Source organism: Kitasatospora sp. NPDC051164, assembly GCF_044455625.1.
GTDB lineage: Bacteria > Actinomycetota > Actinomycetes > Streptomycetales > Streptomycetaceae > Kitasatospora.
Genome location: NZ_JBITFB010000024.1, coordinates 129139 through 148852 on the forward strand (window position 1 = coordinate 129139; position 19714 = coordinate 148852).

A 19714-nucleotide genomic window follows, 5' to 3' on the forward strand; every position below is an offset into this window, starting at 1 on the left:
GGCGACCGCCAGGGCCCCAGCCACCGGCAATGCCGGAACTGACGCCAAGCCCGTCGACCGGCCGGACCCCGCCCACCGAACGCGGCCTTGACCACGGCGGCCGGCTCCTCGACTGGACCGAGCTGGACGACAACGCCTGGGTCGCGATCATCGACACCCGCCCCGTCACCGACGCCGCCGACAACCGAGTACTGCTCGCCGCCAACCCGACGACGCGATCACCCTGCTGCGCCTGGCCGCCCAGGATCTGGGCGGCCAGTAGCGCCGAGCCCGCGGCACTGGCGACCGCGACCGCTCGTCCGACGGTTGCCTCAACGGGGTGCTGGACTTTTGCCTGGGCAGTGGGCCGGAAGGTCGCGCCGTGCATTGCACCGGACGTTGCGGCCGCCTTCTCGGCTGAACAGCGTTTACGCAGGCCAGAGGCGGTGGGCAAGCGGCCCGCAACGAAAACACCTGCGCTGGCACCCGCCAGCTCCTCACCCGGTAACGAGGGCAAGGTCGGCTATCCCGGCATCAACGCCTTCGAGAACAACGGTAAAGGTGGTGTGGGCGGCGCTGGCCAGCGCCCGGCCGGCTGCCCCGGGGTTCGGCGGCGGCGGACAAGGCGGACAAGGCGCACGAGGCGGCCGGAGCCGCGTGATGGGTAGGGCGGGCGTCGAGGGCGCCAGGGGCTGCGTAGTGCTCACCTATCAACCCAAAGGCCACGCGACGCCCTTGACCACGGCTGCGTTACCTTCGGTAGCCAACTCCGCGGCGTATGGAGCACATCGCGGGATCCGGGTAGGGGAACGCGGGTCTCCGCCGGATTCGATTCGGTGTCAACGTTGGTTGCCGAAACGATCTGCGGGGCGGGCGAGTTCGGGGGTACGGTCCCGTGCACACGGGTTCGAGGCGTGCACGGGATGGGGGCCAACCTGGCACCTCCGGATGGGATCAGCATCGGCCAGCGGATCGCGGCTTACGAGGATGTGAGGGGTTTGAGCCATCGGCAGCTCGCCGACCGCGCTCACATCTCGTACAGCCTGCTCACGAAGGTCCCGAGGAGCGCTCGCCGATCCTCGACCTCTGGCTGTGGCCACGCAGGTGCTGCTTGCCATGCAAGCCGTCGTGCAGGTCATCCTCGGACTGAACAGCTGGACCGGTTCGAGGTTTCTCGCGCAGGCGGCTGCGCTGCTCTCGATGCCCGTGTTCCTCGGCACCATCGTGGTGTTTCTCTGCTGGCTCCGACGCTGCCGACTCAACGCCGAGGCCTTCGCTCCGGGCACTCACAAGTACACGGTGGGCGGGGCAGTTGGGGTGTGGTTCATCCCGGTGGTCATGTGGTGGGCTCCGCGCCGGGTCGTGGTGGACCTCTGGCGGGCCGGTGGTTCGACCGGTGGTGCCTGGGTGATCGATGCGTGGTGGGTGGCATGGATCGCCAAGTCGGTCGGGGTCACGGCCTACATGGTGATCGACCTGCAAGGCAATCCCAACGCGCCTCTTGTCGTGCTCGTCGACGTTGTCGCTGTAATCCTGGCGATCCTGCTGGTCGGGAGGATCACTGCCACTCAGAGCGCCAAGATCAAAGCATAGTTGTCGCTTTTGGTCGGGTATCGGGGTCGCAAGGGAGCGATTTCTCCAGCGACAAGTCCCGCCGCCAGTCGGCGCAGGGCGTGACGCCGCGCCAGGCCCGGATCGGGCAACTCGATCCCGGACTCGGAGAGTGCTTCTCGAACGCGTTGCGGCATCGGGGTTTCCGGTTCTGGTGTCGTTCCTGCTGGTCTCATGACTCTGGGGCGGGCGGTGGCGCGATCACCGGGAGGTGATCGACGCGATCGCGTGGACGTTCCGGACAGGCTCGCAGTGGGTGTACCTGCCCGCCGAGTACGGCTCGTGGAAGGGCGTCTACACCCGGTTGCGGAACTGGGCGATCGACGGGCCACCCGGGCGCTGTCAGGAGGTGTCAGCGGGGTGGCGGCAGGGTGTCAGCCGGTTGCCGGGGCTGTGAGCACGCTGCCGGTGAGGTGTCAGCACGGCCCCGGAACCTTGGTCGCAGAGCCTGCCGGGCATCCTCCCGGCAGGCCGCGACCAGCCAAGGAGCCATCATGACCACTGACGTCACGATCATCGGCGCCGGACTCGGCGGCCTCACCCTCGCCCGGGTCCTGCACGTCCACGGCATCACCTCCACCGTCTACGAGGCCGACGCCTCGCCGACCGCGCGCCCGCAGGGCGGCCTCCTCGACATCCACGACTACAACGGCCGGATCGCCCTGCGCGCCGCCGGCCTCGACGACGAGTTCCGCACCCTCGTCCTCCACGGCCGCCAGGCCATGCGCATCCTGGACCGGAACGCGAACGTGCGCTACGAACAGGACGACGACGGCACCGGCGGACGCCCCGAGGTCCAGCGCGGCGACCTGCGCCGGATGCTCCTCGACTCGCTGCCGCAGGGCACCGTCCGCTGGGGTCACAAGGTCAGCGGCGTCCGCCCCCTGGGCGCGGGCCGCCACGAGGTGAGCTTCACCGACCACCCGCCCGTCACCACTGCGGTGCTCGTCGGCGCGGACGGCGCCTGGTCCCGGGTCCGGCCGCTGCTCTCCTCCGCCGTGCCCCGGTACAGCGGCATGTCCTTCGTCGAGACCTACCTGTACGACGCGGACAGCCGCCACCCCGCGGCCGCCGAACTGGTCGGCGGCGGAGGGATGTTCGCCATCGACCCCGGCGAGAGGCAGCTCGGTGCGCACCGCGAGAAGGGCTCCACCCTGCACACCTACGTCGCGCTGCGCAAGCCGCGCGAATGGTTCGACGCCATCGACTTCGCCGACCCCGCCACGGCCACCGCCGGCATCCTGCGCGAGTTCGACGGCTGGGCCCCGGACCTCACCGCGCTGATCACCGCGAGCGACACCCCGCCGCTCTTCCGCCCCCTCTACACCCTGCCGATCCCCCACCGCTGGGAGCCCGTGTCCGGCGCCACCCTGGTCGGCGACGCCGCCCACCTCTCCCCGCCCGACGGCGAGGGCGCCAACCTCGCCATGCTCGACGGGGCCGAACTTGCCGAAGCCCTCGCCGCGCACCCCGACGACCCGGACGCGGCGATCGCCGCCCACGAACGCGCCATGTTCCTCCGCTCGGCCACCCACGGCCCCACCACCGAGGGCGAGACCACCGACAACCCCGCGCTCCAGGACGTCATCGACTTCTTCACCTACACCCCGCAGGCCGCCTAGGGCGGGTGTCCGAGGGGGCGGTACGGCCGGTGCCTGGTCCAGCGCGCCGGCCGGGGCGTCGCCGCCGCCGGTGCCGCCGCTGCCGGAACGCGGGGACGGGGCGGGTTCGCCGGCCGGGCCCGGGGGTGTGGGTTCGAGGAAGAGGCTGCACGCCCACCGCCCGGGCGCCCTCCTGCGGCCCGCCCCCCTACCTGCACGACCGCACCGCAGGCATGATCGGCAGGCGAGCGGACCGCGGGCGGGGCGCCGGTCTACGCGGATGAGGTGGGCGCGTTCCGGGTCCAGATCCAGGCAGGGGTGGCCCGGATCCTGGACGCTGTGCCCGGGGTCGGCCGGCATACCTGCCTGCACGAGACGTCCATGCCCCAGGAGGGAGGCCGGCGGGTGGGGGGTCAGCGGGGGCGGTACATCCGGTAGCGGATGTACAGCACGGTGCAGGTGATCGCGCCGATCACGCACACCGGCAGTCCTAGGCCGACTGCCATGGTCACGCCTTCGCTGACGTTCTGCGCGTCCTCGTCGGCGTGGCTGACGAGGTAGGAGCCCAGTGAGACGCCCACGGCCAGGAAGACTATCGCTCCGGCCAGGAACCAGCCGCCGGCCCGCTCCTGCCACTCGTCCCCCTCCAGCCGCCGCGCGTGGGGGCTGTGCGCCAGCACCGCGCGGCCCAGGCCGGACGCCCCGGGGGTGTGCCCGTCGATGTGCAGGCGCGCACCGCCGTCGAGGGCGAGGCGACAGCGGTAGTCGTTGCCCAGCCGGCGGGCGAGGCCGTGGATCCTCCGGGTGCCGGGGATCGTGATCGAGACGACCTGGCTCCACTCCCAGCCTTCCGCGCCGCGCCGCGAGCCGTGGACGAGGCCGCGCTCGTGGACCTCGAAGTACTCGCCCGGTCCGCCCCGCACCGCGCGCCAGGCCTGCGTTACGGCGACGTAGAGCGCGCCCAGGGACAGGCCGATCACCAGGCCGATCGCCCGGCCGCCGCCCGGGCGGGTGTCGTCCGCGCTGAACAGTGCCCACAGCCCGAGCCAGCCGGTGGGCACAGCCAGCAGCAGCGCCCACAGGGCGTTCTGCCACCGTGCCCCGGTGTCCACCCGGTGCCTGCTGAGCACCGCGCCGAACAGCTCCGTCATCTCCGTCTCGCGAGTCATCCGCACAGTGAAGCATCCTGTCGCGGGCCGCTCAAGGGCGGGCGCCCACAACCCGATTAGTGCCGTCGCGCACGAACGCGGCCGCGTAGCAGGTGCGTTGGGGATTGCGGGAGCGTCATCGACGGCGGACGGTCCCGCGCGCACCATGCCAAGGTCGTCAACTAGCGGACGGGATCGGCGAGATGCCCGTCGACGGGCCGTTTGCCACAGCTGCGCCGCACGCGTGCGGCGACGAGCTTCTGGTTCCCCTCGACACCGGGACTTCTCCCTGGGCACTTCGGCGGGTGCCGGGTGAAGTCCGGGCGCCGGGGCGTCGAAGAAGAGGAGCAGAAGAGTCGGCGCGCAGAGCAGGAGCGGGGGACGGGATCCCGGCAACCTGATGCTGCGCGCCGGCGGCGTGACGGGTGGTCCGCTGCGCGGTGGCCCGGCGGCCCCGCTTCGCGGCGCCACCGGCCGGGAGGAGGGGCGAGAGGGTCGCGCGGCCGTGGGCCGGGTCGGGGTGGCGCCGGAGCAGGTGGGCCTGCTCCAGCCGGTCGGCGCGACGGGTCACGGTGGTGCGGTCGAGTCCGATCTCGCGGCCCAGGTCGGCGGCGCTGCACGCTCCGGTCCGGGCCAGGCCGCTGAGGATCGGGTAGGTGAGGTCGTCGACCGCTTCCCCGAGCCCCTCGGTCAGCTGGGTGTGGAGGCGGGCGTGAGTGCTCCGCCGCATGAGCAGTCCCAGGGCGTCGGCGATGTCGTGTCCCGTCGAGTTCTTCACCTCTCGAGATTAGCGTGCTTGGCGCACGCTTTTCCTGGTACAGTCAGAAGCGTGCTTAAGGCACGCATCACCTGACCGATCCAGGGCGGGCCACGCCCACGCCCACGCCCACGCCCAACCGAAGGAATCCCCATGAACCACACCCACGCCCGCGCCGCCCTCACCGACCTGCTCCTCACCCCGGGCCTCGACCTCGACGAGGCCGCCGACCGGCACTTCGCCCCCGACTACCGCCAGCGCACCGACGGCGAGTGGGCCGACCGCACCGAGTTCCTCGCCCACATCGCCCACCTGCGCACGGTCGTCGCCGGCGGCTCCGTCGACGTCCACGAGGAACTCACCACCGGCAACCTCTACGCCGACCGCCACACCATGACCGTCAACAAGACCGACGGCTCCACCGTCCGCATGGAGGTCTACCTCTTCGCCGAGTTCGCCGCCGACGGCCGCTTCCGCCGCATCGAGGAGACCACTCTCATGCTCGAAGGCGCCGACACCGACCGGAACCTCGGCAGCGCCCGCTGAGCCACATTCCCACCAGGCGACACGAGGCCGGCCCCGTCCCGGCGCATCGGCGCGCGCCGCCGTCATGGCGCATCGTCCCCCATGTGAGAGGAAGTGGTTTTCGTGCTCGACGTGTTGATCGCCGGGGCCGGCCCCGTGGGGCTCTGGCTCGCCGCGGAGTTGCGACTGCACGGGGTGGAGGTGGCCGTCGTGGAACGCCGGGCGGCACCGGACGGACGGTCGCGCGCGGTCGGTATGCAGGCCGGCACCCTGGACACGTTCGCCACCCGGGGCCTCGCGGAGCGGTTCATCGAACGCGGCACCCCGGTACCGACCGGCCACTTCGGCGCGGCGACCACCCGGCTGGACTTCTCCACGGTCGGGGCGGTGCACCCCTTCATGCTGGCGCTCGGTCAGTCCGTCACCGAACAACTTCTGGAGGAGCATGCGGTCGCCGCGGGAGCCCGAGTGCTGCGGGGGGAGGAGGTTGTCTCGCTCACTCAGGGGCCGGACGCCGTCGAGGTGGTGCTCCGGGCCGCCGGCGCCCACCGGACCCTGTGGGCCCGCTGGGTGGTCGGCTGCGACGGTACCCGCAGCGCGGTGCGCCAGGCGGCGGGCATCGGCTTCCCCGGTCAGGACACCACCCTGAGCGGGTGGCTCGCCGACGTCGAACTCGACGATCCACCTGCCGCGCCGCTCGCCGCCACCGGGCCGGCCGGTTCGTTCCTGGCAGCCCCGATCGGCGACGGTGTCCACCGACTGGCGGGCCTGTCCACGGCCACCATGCACCACGGCACCGGCGAACCGCTGACCCTGGAAGAGGTGCGCGAGCAGACCCGCGCGCTGCTGGGACGGGATCTCGGCATCCGCAACCCGCGGTGGCTTTCGCGCTACGGCAACGCCACCCGCCAGGCCGCGCGGTACCGAGCCGGACGGGTGCTGGTGGCCGGGGACGCGGCGCACATGTTCTTCCCGGCCGGTGGGCAGGGCATGAACCTGGGCATCCAGGACGCCACCAATCTGGGCTGGAAGCTGGCCGCCACCCTCCAGGGCCGGGCGCCCGACGGACTGCTCGACAGCTACGACACGGAGCGCCGGCCGGCCGCCCGCGCCGTCATCGACAACACCCGTGCGCAGCTCGCCCTGTTCGCGGCGGCGAGCCCGGAGCAGATCGCGCTGCGCGAGGTCTGGTCCGCCGCGCTCGCCGAACCACGGACCAACCGCCAGTGGGCCCGCCGGATCGCCGGTTTCGACGACCCGCTCCCCGCCGACACCGAACCCCGCACGCACCCGCTGAACGGCACCCGACTGGCCGGCCTCGCCCTGACCACCCCGAGAGGTGCAACGACCGCCCACCCGTTGATGCACCACGGCCGACCCCTACTGCTGGACCTCGACGGGACGCGGACACCGTGCCCGACGGAGGGCCTGGAGCAGCAGGCAGGAGCCGTCAACGCCAGCACAGCGCATCCAATCTGGCTGGACGTCACCGCCGTCCTCATCCGGCCGGACGCCCGGATCGCCTGGGCCAGCACCGACACCGACCCGCAACGCCGTGCTGCGGACTGCCTCACCGCCCTGCGCAGCCTGTGCCGCTGAACGCCGCCTCGGCCGGTGGTGGTGGCTCCGTCCCGCGGCCCGCGGTCCCGCCGTCCCGGCCGGGTTCTGGTGCCGGCCGGCTGGTACCGGTGCTCCCTGTGGTGCTCGCCGGTCATGCTGCGCCGCCGGCCCGCCAAGTGCCCTGCTGCTCCTGCCGGCCCGGCTGCCGACCAGCCGGCCGCCCCCTGCTGCCTGGCGCCGTCCCCGTCCCCGCCCCCGGCCGCGGTCTGCCAGCCTGCCGCTGCCGCGCCGGTTGGTGTTGCCTGCCCCGACCAAGCGCGAGCAGGTGGTCGCCCTGGTCTCCGCCTCGGACGATCCGTGGTGGGAGGGGCGCTCCCAGTTAAGTTGTGATGGAAGTTCAGACGGACCCGCCGTTGTCGCTGGTGGTGTTCCAGGCGGCGTGGTAGGCCGTGAGGGCTTCGCGTACGCGCTGGGCCGGCGGGGGAGAAGCCGGCCGTGCCGCGCTTGACGAGAGCGCGCGCGGCAGCGAGGAGTTCGGCCTGGGCGGCGGTGAACGTCTCCTCCGTGAGGGCGTGCGGTGTCGGTGTGCCGACGGCCGGGGTCTGGTCCGCCGGGTCGGGCGGTGTCTCGCGTGCCGTGGTCCGTGCGGTTCGGCGGCGGGAGGGGAGGAGTTCGTCGTGGGCGGTGGTGTCGTGCAGGGGGCGGGTGTCCGGGGGCAGAGCGGCCAGTGCCTGTTCCAGTGCGCCGACTGCGTCCTCGCCGTTGCTGTGTCGTTGCTGGTGGAACGCGGGGACGGTGTGTCGCCTTCGGCGCGGGCTGAGGCCTTCCGGGTGGCCGCTACCTGAAAAGGTGGCGATCGCGCATGCGGTCGGTTCGGCATCGCGGCCTTCCTTCTCGCGGACCAGGCGGTGCAGGCGCACGCCGAGTTTCTCGATCGTGCTGTCCGCGGTCCACGCGCTGAAGTGCGAGAACACCGTGGTGTGAGGCGGGAAGTCGTGCGGAAGGTAGCGCCAGGCGATCCCGGTACGGTTCACGTAAGGAATCGCGTTCATGACCTCGCAGGTCCGCGACCTTGCCGGCGAGTCCCAGTGAGGTTCTGCCGCTCGACACGCCAAGCGGTCAGGATCGGCTCCACCAGCCGGGGCCCGGCCGCCGCCGCGCCGTTCTCGGCGCCGCCGCCGATGGGGCGCTGCTCGGCATCGGTGGTGATGCGCCTGGTCGACGTCCTGCTCGTCGGTGCCGCGGCCGCCGTCCGCCGTGCTGTCCCGCCCGTCCGCCGCCGCCCAAGCCGTTCACCGCCGTTGGCCGGGGCCTGCTCGTCCCTCCGTCGTTCGTCCTGGTGTCGTCGGTCGGCGGCCGTGCTTGCCGCCTTGGGACTGTCCTGGCTGTGGGGGGAGTGGTCTTCCCCGTGCTGCTGCCCGTCGGCCGCCGAGTTGCCGGCCAGTGCGCTTCTTGGTGCGTTCCATCGTCCAGCCGATCAGCACCGGTACCAGGAGGAGGGCGAGAACGGTGTCTACCCGGCCCATCCACAACTGCATGGCCGCGCTCGGCAGCTTGCCCAGTTTCGGGGCGACCTGGCCGGACGGGTCGGTGGTGACGGTGACGATCTCGCCGACCTGCTTCGAACCGCCAAGGCTTCCGGTAGCCGTCCCCTTGATCGGCGGACCGTCCATGGCCTCCAGGGTGTAGACCTGGTAGTCGGTGTTGTCGGCGTTGAACTTCGTTTGCACGTCGGTTATTCGAGCGTGCTGTTCCAGGCCGTGCTCGCGCAGCGCCCGGGTGTCCAGCAGGGAGATGTGGAGAAACAGCATGGCCGTGGCGATGGCGGCGAGCGAAAGCATCCACCCGGGCGGCTTGCCGCGTCGCATGTACCAGGTGAGGAAGACGGCCAGCAGGATGAGCAACGTCACGGTCGGGACGGCTACCTGACCGTGGGTACGGTGGGCGAGGTCCGCCAGTTCGCGGGTTCCGAAGAACACCGCCGCCCCCAATGACGCCGCCAGTGCCGTGTTCCAGGCCGCCCGCCCGACCGTACGCATCGTCCGCCTCCCCCGTTTCCCCTGCCTACTCCGTATCCCACGGTAACCGCGCTCCTTCTTCTGCTGCTGCTGCTGCACCAGCAGCGGTACGACGAGGAGCGAGAGGCCAAGGCCCAGGCCCAGCTGGAGGCAGCCCGCGCGGCCAACGCCGCGCTGCTGCGCCCGGCCCGGTCGCTGTGACCTCACCGGGGAGTGACCGGTGACAGCGAGGCCGGGTGGGGCGTACGGAAGCATGCCACCGGCCTATGTCCCTGTCTTTGCGCGGGCCGCGTGGGTACACGGCGTGAGCCGGCGCGTCGCAACCTGGTGCGCTTCGCGAGCCGCGTTCCACGCTCTCGTGAGTGCAGGAACGATCGTGCATCCTGTGGTCGGGCGTCTCCCGTCGACCTGGCCGTTCGGCCGTCATGCTGTGCTTGTCGATCACGGTCCGGGGCGGGGAGAGGGCCGGTGCCACGGGTTCGGCGCTCCGGCTCCCGCTGTGTCCTTCGGAAAGGGGTCTCATGTCCGACCGTCCGAGCCGTCTCAGGCGGCTTTCTCGTGCGCTCGTCGTCCTGGCCCTGACGGCCGCTGTCGCAGCGCCCGGCACTGTCGCCTTCGGTGACTCCTCGCACCCGCGTCCCGGGTCCCTGCGCCCGTGGGTGAAGTCCTGCGTCCGGTACCGGGGGCCGGCGGGGCTCATCGGCTGCCTCCGGGGGAGGCACCCCCAACCGAGGATGTCACAGACCCGCCTGCTGACCCCCACCATCAGCGAACTGGCGACACCCACCGCCGATTCGGCCCCGGTCGGCATCACCGCAGGGCCGGACAGCGCCCTGTGGTTCACCGAGAACTCCGCCGACGCGATCGGGCGCGTCACCACGGGCGGCACGTTCACCGAGTACTCGGTGCCCACCACCGACGCGGGCCCGGCCGGGATCGTCACCGGGCCGGACGGCGCTCTGTGGTTCACCGAGCCGAACGTCGACAAGATCGGCCGGATCACCACCGGGGGCACCTTCACCGAGTACGCGCTCCCCACCTCTGGCGCCTACCCGTGGGGCATCACCGTCGGATCGGACGGCGCCCTGTGGTTCGCGGAGCCCGGTGCCGACAACATCGGCCGGATCACCACCGGCGGCACCGTCACCGAATACGCGCTCCCCACCTCCGGCGTCTTCCCGCTGAGCATCACGGCCGGGTCGGACGGCGCCCTGTGGTTCACCGAAGTGCTGTCCGGAAGCATCGGCCAGATCACCACCGGCGGCACGGTCACCGAGTACGCGGTCCCCTCACTGGCCTCACTGCCCATCGGCATCACCGCGGGGCCGGACGGCAACCTGTGGTTCACGGACGCCGGAGCAACGCAGATCGGACAGGTCACCACGGCGGGTGTGTTCACCGGCTACGACCTGACGGATACCGCCTTCTTCCCGTTCCCGTGGGGCATCACCACCGGACCGGACGGCAACCTGTGGTTCACCGAGAACACCGGCAACGACATCGGCCAGATCACGACCTCGGGAACGATCACCGAACTGTCGGTCCCGACCTCGGACTCGAGCCCGCTGGAGATCGCCACCGGCTCCGACGGCAACCTCTGGATCACCGAGAACACCCCGAGCCAGATCGCAACGGTAACCCCCTGACAAGACCGACGGTGTGAACAATGGCGCTTCGAACTCGGCCCCGCCCCACATCTCTACCTCGGGCACCTCGAGCGCGGCATCTACCTCGATCGGCTTGTCCAGGCCGGCGAGACCACCGTGCTCGACCCCGCGGGGCCGGCCCAATAGTCCCAGGCCGGCCGTAAGCGAGCAGGCGTACATGTGACGTGATCCTGGGATCACGTCACATGTACGTGAAGGCAATGCAGGACACCCGGAGCCTGGCCGTCGGGCCAGCGATCTACCAGCCAGGCCCGACCCTCCCCTGCGCTCTTCCCCACCCCAGGACGCCCACCGCCTGCGTTTCCGGCCCGTTCAGACTCGCCCAGGCTTCCCGCCGCCTCCGCGTTCGCCCGGGCCCGCGCGCGGGTGGACCCAGTTCCGCAGCGTGCTCGGCTGCACGCCCGGATCCCTCGCGACATCCGCGGCCGACTTCCCGGTCTCCGTCACGTTCCGCACCGCACCCGCGCGGAACTACGCGTCGTACGAGCGCCTCTTCCCCGCCATGGCCCTCAACTTCCCCTCTGGTCACAACTCGCGCTACGAGGGGAATGTCACGGCCCGCCTCCCCCGATAGCCTGTCCGCGTGGACCCCGTGCAGGAGGCATCTGCGGCGAACCGGCCCGTGCTCTACGAGCGGGCCGGGCACGTCGCGCGCGTGACGTTGAACCGGCCCCAGGTGCTCAACGCGATGGACCTGCGGATGCACACGGAACTCGGCGAGGTCTGGGACGAGGTCGAGCGCGACGACGAGGTGCGGCTGGTCGTGCTGACCGGCGCGGGCGAACGCGCCTTCTCGGTCGGACAGGACCTCAAGGAGCGGGCGCGGCTCGACCGCGACGGGGCCCCGCCGACGACCTTCGGCTCGAAGGACCTGCCAGGGTGGCCGCGCCTGACCGACCGTTTCTCCCTGTCCAAACCGGTCCTGGCCCGGGTCTGCGGCTACGCCCTCGGCGGCGGCTTCGAACTGGTCCTCGCCTGCGACCTGGTGATCGCCGCGCAGAGCGCCGTCTTCGCCCTGCCCGAAGCCACCCTCGGGCTGGTCCCGGGCGCGGGCGGGGCCTTCCGGCTGGCCCGGCAGATCCCGCTCAAGGCCGCGATGGGGTACCTGCTCACCGGGCGCCGGATGTCGGCGGGCGAGGCGCTGGCCTTCGGGCTGGTCAACGAGGTCGTGCCGGACGAACGGCTGGACGAGTGCGTCGAGCGGTGGACGGCCGACCTGCTGCGTTGCGCGCCGCTGTCGCAGCGCGCCCTGAAGGAGGCCGTGATGCGCTCGGTGGACCTGCCGCTGGAGCAGGCGTTCACCACCCGCTACCGGTGGGAGCAGGCCCGCCGGGCCAGCGAGGACGCCAAGGAGGGGCCGCGCGCCTTCGCGGAGAAACGCGAACCGGTGTGGCGCGGGCGCTGAGACGGCCCCCGGCCGCCGGCGCGCCACCGCGCTGCGCAGCCAAGGCTCTCCCGGCCCGTCGGCGGGCCGGGAGACCCCACGCCGCTTCGCCGCACCGCAGCGCCACCGGGCCCGGGTCAGCCGCCGCCCGCCCCGCCGAAGGCGGACTCGAACTCGTCGATGTCCTCCTGACCCAGCGAGATCAGCGAGAAGTCCGACGGGGTGTGACCCCCGGGGCCCTCGGAGGCGTGCCGGACCAGGCCCTCGAGCACCGCCCGCCAGCGCTCGGCGAGATCGCCCAGCTCAGCCCCGGTGAGCAGCCCGCGGGGTGACTCGAGGACGAAGCACAGCTCCGGTCCCTCGGGCAGGTTCCGCGCCGAGCCGTTGATCTCCAGCACGTGCCGCAGGGGCATCGACGGGTCGACGCCGCCGTCGGGTGCCGGGTGCTCGTCCGCCGGCGTCCACGGGCGCGGGCCGCCGCCCCCGGCCTGCGGGGAACCGTCCACCCCGGACGGCGCCCCGTCGGCGCCCGGGGAGCCCGGCTCCCCGCGCGGGCCGCCGAACCGGCCCAGGTAGTTGAACCCGATCTGCGGTGCCGCGAGGGGCTCGAGCACCGAACGGGTGGCCGGGTTCACGTACCTGAGCAGGCCGTAGCCGAGACCGTCGCCCGGCCCCTGCCGCAGCTGCTCCTTGACCCGCTTGATCAGCCGCGCGGCGTCCGCGCCGCCCGCCCGGACCTCGGCCGTGTCGATCGGACCGGGCTCCAGCCACACCGGGTGGACGGCGGTGAACCAGCCGAGGGTCCGCGTCAGGTCCATGTCCTCGGACAACGGCACCCGGCCGTGCGCCTCCCGGTCGATCAGGAAGCCCTCCGGGGCCCGCCCGTCGCGTGCGCGCAGCCACTCGTCCAGCGCCGCGGTGAGCCCGGACAGCAGCACGTCGTCGATTCCCGCGTGGTAGGCGGCGGGCAGCGCCGCCAGCAGCGATCCCGCCGTCCGCGCCGGAACGGTCAGCTCGGCGCGGGACAGCCCGCCTCCCACGGTGTCGGTCCGCGGGTCGAGCGGCCGGCCGGCGATCGGCGGCTCGACCCGGTCGAGCACCCGCCTCCAGGCAGGCAGTTCGTCCACCGTCTGCTGCGCCCTGGCCCGCTCCGCCAGGGCGCTCGCCCAGCGGCGGAACGAGGTGAGCTCGGGGGCGACTGCCGCCCTCGCCGCGTCCGCGCCCCCCGCAGCCAGGGCCGCGTGGGCGAGGGCCAGGTCGGGCATCAGGATCCGCCAGGAGACGCCGTCGATCACCAGGTGATGGGCCGTCAGCAGCACCAGGGTGCTCTGCGCGGCGCCGCGGTCGATGAGTACGGCCCGCAGCATCACGCCGTCCTGCGGCGCCAGCGCGGCCTCGGCGGCCGCGGCCTGTTCGTCGAGCAGCGCGTCCAGCCGCGTCCCCTCAAGGCCCACCGCCTCCACCCGGGTCACCAGGTCCGCGGCGGGCACCGCCGCGGGCGCGTGCGGCTCGGGGATCACCAGCCGCCCGTCCGCTTCCTCCAGCCGCGCCCGCAGCACGTCGTGCCGGTCGACGACGGCTTGGAGCACGGCGGCCAGCCGGTCGGGCGTCAGACCGGGCGGGGCGGTCAGCACCATCGACTGGCTGCCCGCGCGCGCCGCCGAGCCCGTGCGTGCTGCGATCTCGTGCATCACCGGGGTCAGCGGGACCGGGCCGCAGGGGACGTCCTCGGCGTGCACCGCCTCCGTGTCGTCGATCGACTCGGCCACCCGTGCGAGTTCCGCGGGTGTGCGCAGCTCGAAGATCTGGCGCGGGGTGACCGCCAGGCCGGCCTTGCGAGCCCGCCCCGCCAGCAGCATGGAGGTGATCGAGTCGCCGCCGAGGGCGAAGAAGGAGTCCTCGGCTCCCACCCGTTCAAGGTTCAGCACCTCGGCGAAGAGCCGGCACAGCAGTTCCTCCGTGTCGGTGGCGGCGGCTCGCCCCGCCGCGCCGGCGGAGAAGACGGGCAGCGGCAGGGCGGCCCGGTCGATCTTGCCGTTGGCCGTCACCGGCAGTGCGACGAGCACGGTCACCGAGGCCGGGACCATGTAGTCGGGCAGCTTCCCGGCGAGGTACTCCTCCAGCGCCCGCGGGTCGGGCGAGGCCTGATCGCCGTCGGCCGGCACGACGTACCCGGCCAGCCGCTTGTGGCCGCTCGCGTCCTCGAACGCGACCACGAGCGCCTGGGCGACGTCCGGGTGCGCGGCGAGCACGGCCTCGATCTCGGCCGGCTCGATGCGGAACCCGCGGATCTTGAGCTGTTTGTCGGCGCGGCCGAGGAAAAGCAGCTGCCCCTCACGGGTCCACTGCGCCAGGTCGCCGGTGCGGTACATCCGCGCGCCCTCGGGCTCGCCGTCGGCCGGGAAGGGGCAGGCCACGAAGCGTTCCGCGGTGAGCGCGGCGCGGCCGAGGTAGCCGCGGGCCAGCCCGGCCCCGGCGAGATAGAGCTCGCCCGTCATGCCGACGGGTACGGGCTTGAGGAACGCGTCGAGGACGAACGCCCTGGTGTTGTCCATCGGCCGGCCCAGCGGCACCACGTCGGGCACGGATTCCGGGTCGGTGAAGGGCAGTTGGGTGGCGAAGGCGGTGGACTCGGTCGGGCCGTAGGTGGTGCGTACGACCAGGCCGGGGTGGGAGCGTAGCAGCGTCCGGACGGCGTGCGCGGAGACGACGTCGCCGCCGGTGGAGACCTCGCGCACGCCGTCGAAGATGTGCGGGGCCTGCTCCGCGAGCACCCGGAAGTGCCCGGCCGTGGCGTGCAGGCTGGTCACCTTCTGGGCCGCGATCAGCCGGCCGCGCTCGACCGTGTCGATGTCCCCGGGGGGCACGAGCACCAGCCGGCCGCCGTGCAGCAGCGTCGTCCAGATCTCGTACGTGGAGGCGTCGAAGGCGTGGTTGGCCTGCACCAGCACCCGCTGGAGGGTCTCGCTCGACCAGCACTCGTCGAGGCAGAACGCGAGGACGCTGCCGTAGGTCACCGCGACGCCCTTCGGCAGGCCGGTGGAACCCGAGGTGTAGATGACGTACATGAGGTTCTCCGGCCGCACCCGCACCGGGGGCAGGGCCGCGTCGTCACCGTTCGAGGCGGGGGAGTGCGTACCCGTGCGGGCCGGCTCCAGGCGGAGCACCTCGGCGGGCGCGAACAGCGCGGCGTCGGCCAGGCCCCGCTCGGCGTTCGGCGTGTCGACCAGCACGAAGGCCGCACCCGCCTCCGCCGCCACCGCACCGAGCCGGGTGGCCGGGTGCCTGCCGTCCATCGGCAGGTACGCCGCACCGGCTTTCACCACCGCCAGCAGCGCGGTGATCAGCTCGCGTGAGCGCTCGGCCACCACACCCACCAGTGTCTCCGGGCCCACGCCGAGCCCGGCCAGCCGGCGCGCCAGCCGGTTCGCCCGCCGGTCCAGTTCGGCGTAGGTCAGCTCGGCGTCCCCGGCCACCACGGCCACGGCCCCGGGGGTGCGGCGGGCCTGCTGCTCGAAGAGCTCGGCGAGCGTCGCACCGGGCAGTTCGCGGCGGGTCCGGTTCCGGGATCCGTTCAGTTCCTGCCGCTCCTCGCCGGTCAGCACGTCGAGCCGGCCCAGGGGCACGTCCGGGTCGTCCGCGACCTGGCGCAGCACCAGGAGCATCCGGTCGACCAGGCCGCGGGCGGTGCGCTCGTCGAACAGGTCGGGCCGGTAGTCCAGTCGGACCTCGATGTCGTCGGTCGGCGTGATCACGATGGTCAAGGGGTAGTGGGCGGCCTCCTCGCCGCCGCCGGCCGAGACCCGGATGGCGGCGGGGCCCGGCCGATCGTCCCCGGGCCGCGGACCCGGCGGACCGTCCTGCCCGTCGGCGGGCGGCGGCCCCGGGGGCAGCGGGCCGCCGCCCTGCTCCCCGCTGCTCAGCGCCGTGCCGCCCAGCCCCTCGCCGCAGGGCGGGGGACCGTCGGGCCGCGGCGCCCGGTCCTGTCCGCCGGGCGGCGGCGCCGGGGCCACCATCGGGCCGCGCGGGTAGTTCTGGAAGACCAGCAGGGTGTCGAAGACCGCGCCGGGGCCGCAGGCGCGCTGGATCTCGGGCAGGCTCAGCTGCTGGTGGTCGAGCAGGGCGGCCTGCTGGTCCTGCAGCGCCGCCATGGCCTCGCGGAAGGGCACGGCCGCGTCCAGCGGCACGCGCACCGGCACGGTGTTGATGAACAGCCCGACCATCCGGTCCGCGTGCGGCACCTCGGCGGGGCGGCCGGAGACGGTCGCGCCGAAGACCGGGTCCAGCCGGCCGGACAGCTTGCCCACCAGCAGCGCCCAGGCGACCTGGAAGACCCGATTGAGGGTGACCTCGGCGGCGCGTGCCGTCTCCCGCAGCCGGTCGGCGAGGTCGTCGCCGAGCCGGTCGACCACGTGCCGGAGCACCACCGGCGGGCCGCCGCGGTCGTCGGGGCCCACCAGGGTGGGCTCCTCGGCGCCGGCCAGCATCGCGCGCCACGCCTCGCGCGCGGCGTCGGTGTCCCGGCGCACCAGCCAGGCGAGGTAGTCGCGGTACTGCGGCACCTTCGGGAGCACCGAGGGGTCGCCGCCGTTGCCGTAGACCGCCCACAGTTCGTGGAACAGGACCGGCAGCGACCAGCCGTCCATCAGGATGTGGTGCATCGTCACCACCATCCGGTGCCGGCCGGGGCCCACGCGCAACAGCAGTACCCGCAGCAGCGGCGGCATGCCGAGGTCGAAGCGCCGCGCGTCGACCGCGGCCAGGCGTCCGGCCTCCTGCTCGGCCTGCTCGTCGCCCAGTGCGCCGAGGTCGGCGTACGTCCACGGGATCCGCACGCCCTTGGCGATCACCTGGACGGTGTCGCCGGCCGAACGGGAGCGGAAGCCGGCCCGCAGGCTCGCGTGCCGCTCCAGCATCGCCTGCCAGGACGCCTTGAGCGCCTCGGGCCGCAGATCGCCGTCGAGGTTGAGGATCCGCTGTCCCACGTACACGTCCCGGGGTGCGTCCTGGTCGTACGAGGCGTGGAACAGCAGCCCCTCCTGCAGTGGGGACAGCGGCCACACGTCCTCGACCGTCAACTGGGTCATTGTGCTCTCCGTTCGGGTCGGTCGGGGTCCGGTGCGGTCTCGGGCGGCGGCAGCCGGCGCAGGGGCCCTCCGCCGGGCGGTAGCGGGGGAAGGTCGCCGTAGCCGTTCGCCGAGTGCTGCTCGGTTTCCGGGCGCGGCGCGGGCGGCTTGGCGAACTGGGTACGGTAGAGCTCCGCGTACTGGCCGCCGCCGTCGACGAGTTCGGTGTGCCGGCCGCGTTCGACCACGCGCCCGCCCTTGAGCACGAGGATCTGGTCGGCTTCGCGGATCGTGGACAGACGGTGGGCGATCACCAGTGCGGTGCGGCCGGCCAGGGCGGTCCACAGCGCCTTCTGCAGTGCCGCCTCGGACTCCGAGTCCAGGTGTGCCGTGGCCTCGTCGAGCACGACCACGGACGGCTTCTTGAGCAGCAGCCGCGCGATCGACAGGCGCTGCTTCTCGCCGCCGGAGAAGCGGTAGCCGCGGTCGCCCACGACGGTGTCCAGGCCGTTGGGGAGCGCGGAGACCATGTCCCAGATCTGCGCGGCCTCGCAGACCTCGACGAGCTCCGCCTCGGTGGCGCCCGGTTTGGCGTAGAGCAGGTTGGCGCGGATGGTGTCGTGGAACATGTGCGCCTCCTGCGTCACCATGCCGACGGTGTCGTGCAGCGAGGCCAGGGACAGGTCGCGCACGTCGTGGCCGCCGATCCGCACGGTGCCCGCGGTGGGCTCGTAGAGCCGCGCCACGAGCTGGCTGACCGTGGTCTTGCCCGCGCCGGAGGGCCCGACGAGCGCGGTCAGCCGGCCCGCCGGGGCGCGGAAGCTCACCCCGCGCAGCGCGTGGGTGTCGCCGGAGCGTTCCGGCGCGGGCAGCGACAGCGTTTCGAGCGAGGCGAGGGAGATCTCTCCCGCCGCGGGATAGCGGAAGGAGACGTCCTCGAACTCGACTTCCGGGGCCCGGGACCGGGCCGCGGCGGGCAGTGTGACCGGGTCGGGCCGTTCCACGATCAGCGGTTTGAGGTCCAGCACCTCGAACAGCCGGTCGAAGGAGACGAGCGCGGTCAGGTAGTTCGACTGCAGGTTGGAGAGCTGGTTGATCGGGCCGAAGAGCCGTGCCAGGAGGGTGGCCAGGGCCACCAGCGAGCCGATCTGCATGGCCCCGTCGACCACCAGCTCGCCGCCGACGCCGTAGACCGCCGCCGTGGCGAGCGACGCCAGCAGCGTCACCGTCACCAGCAGCATCCGCGAGTAGACGGAGGTGACCACGCCGACGTCCCTGACCCGCGCCGCGCTGTCGGCGAACCGCCGGGCCTCGCTCTGCGGCCGGCCGTAGAGCTTGACCAGCAGCGCACCGGCCACGTTGAAGCGCTCCTGCATGAGCGAGCCGAGTTCGGCGTCCAGTTGCATCGACGTGCGCAGGTTGCGCTGCAGCCGGCGCCCGACGACGCGGCCCGGCAGCACGAAGAGGGGCACCGTGACGAGCACGACCAGGCCGACGACCCAGGACAAGTAGAAGATCGTGGCGATCACCAGGCCCAGTACCACCAGGCTGGAGAGCACGTTGGACAGCAGCACGGTCACCGCCTGCTGGGCCTCCATCACGTCGGTGTTGAGCCGGCTCACCAGCGAACCGGTCTGCGTCCGGGTGAAGAACGCCAGCGGCTGCCTCTGCACGTGCTCGAAGACCTCGGTGCGCAGGTCGTAGATGAGCCCTTCGCCGATGCGCGCCGAACTGCGGCTCACCAGGAAGCCCACCAGCGCCTGCAGCAGTGCCAGGCCCGCCACCGCGGCGGCGGCGCCCGCCACGACGCCCCGGTCGCGGGGCATGATGCCGTGGTCGATGAGCACCTTGAACAGCAGCGGCGTGGAGACGGTGATGACGGCGTCGAGCACGGTCAGGCTCAGCAGCGCGGCGATCTGCCGACGGTAGGGCCGCAGGTAGGGCCGGATCCGCCGCGAGGTGCCGGGCCTGACGTGCCCCCGGGTCGGCTCCGCGCCGTCGCCGCCGGTGGCCCGTACCGTGATCAGCGGGCCCGGGCCGGCCATCATGTTGCGGCCACCTGGGCGCCGCCCGGCACCGTGACCGGGCCCGGCGGTCGCTGGTCGGTCCAAGCACGGTCGATGTACGCCAGGCACTCGTCGCGGGCACTCCGGCCGTAGGCGATCCGCCACCCGGTCGGCACCTGCGCGAACGCGGGCCACAGCGAGTACTGGCCCCGCGGATTGATCAGCACGAGGTAGGAGGCGTCCGGGTCGTCGAAGGGGCTGGTCATCTGATACCTCCGTGGATGCCCCCGGCTTTGGCCGGGGGAGGAAACGGACTTCCCGCGTAGCGGGGTAGGAGTCGGCGTTTCGCCGTCAAGGCGGACCGCCGCTTGTCGTTCGGGTACCGGCCGCCG

Annotated in this window: 13 protein-coding genes and 4 pseudogenes; 9 read left to right on the forward strand and 8 right to left on the reverse strand. The window is 72.7% G+C overall.

Going from position 1 to position 19714, the window contains the following annotated elements:
- Positions 1–29: 29 nt before the first annotated feature.
- The 5 genes and pseudogenes from ACIBEC_RS31795 to ACIBEC_RS31815 form a co-directional block, all read left to right on the forward strand.
- On the forward strand, positions 30–647 hold the full coding sequence (locus tag ACIBEC_RS31795) for a hypothetical protein (RefSeq protein ID WP_360510060.1): 618 nt from the start codon (positions 30–32) through the stop codon (positions 645–647).
- A 424-nt stretch (positions 648–1071) separates the two neighbouring features.
- Positions 1072–1572 (forward strand): DUF4328 domain-containing protein, encoded by a 501-nt coding sequence (locus tag ACIBEC_RS31800; RefSeq protein WP_360510059.1) that lies wholly within the window; start codon positions 1072–1074, stop codon positions 1570–1572.
- A 214-nt stretch (positions 1573–1786) separates the two neighbouring features.
- Positions 1787–1987 (forward strand): annotated as a pseudogene (locus ACIBEC_RS31805) (transposase); the annotation flags it as partial.
- Between the two features lie 97 nt (positions 1988–2084).
- On the forward strand, positions 2085–3212 hold the full coding sequence (locus tag ACIBEC_RS31810) for an NAD(P)/FAD-dependent oxidoreductase (RefSeq protein ID WP_360510058.1): 1128 nt from the start codon (positions 2085–2087) through the stop codon (positions 3210–3212).
- Between the two features lie 234 nt (positions 3213–3446).
- Positions 3447–3629 (forward strand): annotated as a pseudogene (locus tag ACIBEC_RS31815) (DUF6296 family protein); the annotation flags it as partial.
- Here ACIBEC_RS31815 and ACIBEC_RS31820 read toward each other — a convergent pair.
- Both ACIBEC_RS31820 and ACIBEC_RS31825 read right to left on the reverse strand, forming a co-directional pair.
- Complete coding sequence (locus ACIBEC_RS31820) at positions 3605–4360, reverse strand: hypothetical protein (RefSeq protein ID WP_360510057.1); 756 nt, start codon at positions 4358–4360, stop codon at positions 3605–3607. The pseudogene ACIBEC_RS31815 and the gene ACIBEC_RS31820 sit on opposite strands and share 25 nt — an antisense overlap.
- Before the next feature lie 157 nt (positions 4361–4517).
- Complete coding sequence (locus ACIBEC_RS31825; RefSeq protein ID WP_396289476.1) at positions 4518–5117, reverse strand: MarR family winged helix-turn-helix transcriptional regulator; 600 nt, start codon at positions 5115–5117, stop codon at positions 4518–4520.
- 132 nt (positions 5118–5249) lie between these two features.
- Between ACIBEC_RS31825 and ACIBEC_RS31830 the strand changes: the two genes are divergently transcribed.
- Together ACIBEC_RS31830 and ACIBEC_RS31835 are read left to right on the forward strand one after the other, a co-directional pair.
- Positions 5250–5642, forward strand: coding sequence for a nuclear transport factor 2 family protein (locus ACIBEC_RS31830; RefSeq protein WP_396289478.1), 393 nt, complete (start codon positions 5250–5252; stop codon positions 5640–5642).
- A 102-nt stretch (positions 5643–5744) separates the two neighbouring features.
- The gene (locus ACIBEC_RS31835; RefSeq protein WP_360509466.1) at positions 5745–7220 is read left to right on the forward strand and encodes an FAD-dependent monooxygenase; all 1476 of its coding nucleotides are present in this window, start codon (positions 5745–5747) and stop codon (positions 7218–7220) included.
- Positions 7221–8035: 815 nt separating this feature from the next.
- Here the strand turns inward: ACIBEC_RS31835 and ACIBEC_RS31840 are convergent.
- Both ACIBEC_RS31840 and ACIBEC_RS31845 read right to left on the reverse strand, forming a co-directional pair.
- Positions 8036–8364, reverse strand: a pseudogene (locus ACIBEC_RS31840) (transposase); the annotation flags it as partial.
- A gap of 109 nt (positions 8365–8473) precedes the next feature.
- A complete protein-coding gene (locus ACIBEC_RS31845) occupies positions 8474–9220 on the reverse strand; it encodes a hypothetical protein (RefSeq protein WP_396289481.1) in 747 nt (248 codons plus the stop codon).
- A 713-nt stretch (positions 9221–9933) separates the two neighbouring features.
- Between ACIBEC_RS31845 and ACIBEC_RS31850 the strand changes: the two genes are divergently transcribed.
- The gene (locus ACIBEC_RS31850; RefSeq protein WP_360509470.1) at positions 9934–10845 is read left to right on the forward strand and encodes a virginiamycin B lyase; all 912 of its coding nucleotides are present in this window, start codon (positions 9934–9936) and stop codon (positions 10843–10845) included.
- Positions 10846–11178: 333 nt separating this feature from the next.
- On the opposite strand, the pseudogene ACIBEC_RS31855 reads toward ACIBEC_RS31850, so the two are convergent.
- Positions 11179–11325: pseudogene (locus tag ACIBEC_RS31855) on the reverse strand (transposase); the annotation flags it as partial.
- 124 nt (positions 11326–11449) lie between these two features.
- Between ACIBEC_RS31855 and dpgD the strand changes: the two are divergent.
- The gene (gene dpgD / locus ACIBEC_RS31860; RefSeq protein WP_360509471.1) at positions 11450–12271 is read left to right on the forward strand and encodes an enoyl-CoA-hydratase DpgD; all 822 of its coding nucleotides are present in this window, start codon (positions 11450–11452) and stop codon (positions 12269–12271) included.
- Between the two features lie 116 nt (positions 12272–12387).
- Here dpgD and ACIBEC_RS31865 read toward each other — a convergent pair whose 3' ends face one another.
- From ACIBEC_RS31865 to ACIBEC_RS31875, 3 genes are read right to left on the reverse strand one after another with little or no spacing between them, the layout of a single operon-like run.
- Positions 12388–17337 carry an amino acid adenylation domain-containing protein gene (locus ACIBEC_RS31865; protein ID WP_360509473.1) on the reverse strand — a complete coding sequence of 1650 codons (4950 nt, stop codon included), beginning with the start codon at positions 17335–17337 and terminating at the stop codon, positions 12388–12390.
- Positions 17334–19364: an ABC transporter ATP-binding protein gene (locus ACIBEC_RS31870; protein ID WP_360509475.1), complete on the reverse strand. Its 2031-nt coding sequence runs from the start codon at positions 19362–19364 to the stop codon at positions 17334–17336. Before ACIBEC_RS31870 ends, ACIBEC_RS31865 begins: the two co-directional genes overlap by 4 nt.
- Positions 19361–19588, reverse strand: coding sequence for an MbtH family protein (locus ACIBEC_RS31875; protein ID WP_360509477.1), 228 nt, complete (start codon positions 19586–19588; stop codon positions 19361–19363). Before ACIBEC_RS31875 ends, ACIBEC_RS31870 begins: the two co-directional genes overlap by 4 nt.
- Positions 19589–19714 lie beyond the last annotated feature (126 nt).

Bases quoted from the DNA above. Each gene is read 5' to 3' on its own strand.
- ACIBEC_RS31795 (WP_360510060.1), top strand. From the start codon at position 30: ATGCCGGAACTGACGCCAAGCCCGTCGACCGGCCGGACCCCGCCCACC.
- ACIBEC_RS31810 (WP_360510058.1), top strand. From the start codon at position 2,085: ATGACCACTGACGTCACGATCATCGGCGCCGGACTCGGCGGCCTCACC.
- ACIBEC_RS31865 (WP_360509473.1), bottom strand. From the start codon at position 17,337: ATGACCCAGTTGACGGTCGAGGACGTGTGGCCGCTGTCCCCACTGCAG.
- ACIBEC_RS31870 (WP_360509475.1), bottom strand. From the start codon at position 19,364: ATGATGGCCGGCCCGGGCCCGCTGATCACGGTACGGGCCACCGGCGGC.
- ACIBEC_RS31830 (WP_396289478.1), top strand. From the start codon at position 5,250: ATGAACCACACCCACGCCCGCGCCGCCCTCACCGACCTGCTCCTCACC.
- ACIBEC_RS31875 (WP_360509477.1), bottom strand. From the start codon at position 19,588: ATGACCAGCCCCTTCGACGACCCGGACGCCTCCTACCTCGTGCTGATC.
- ACIBEC_RS31820 (WP_360510057.1), bottom strand. From the start codon at position 4,360: ATGACTCGCGAGACGGAGATGACGGAGCTGTTCGGCGCGGTGCTCAGC.
- ACIBEC_RS31845 (WP_396289481.1), bottom strand. From the start codon at position 9,220: ATGCGTACGGTCGGGCGGGCGGCCTGGAACACGGCACTGGCGGCGTCA.
- ACIBEC_RS31850 (WP_360509470.1), top strand. From the start codon at position 9,934: ATGTCACAGACCCGCCTGCTGACCCCCACCATCAGCGAACTGGCGACA.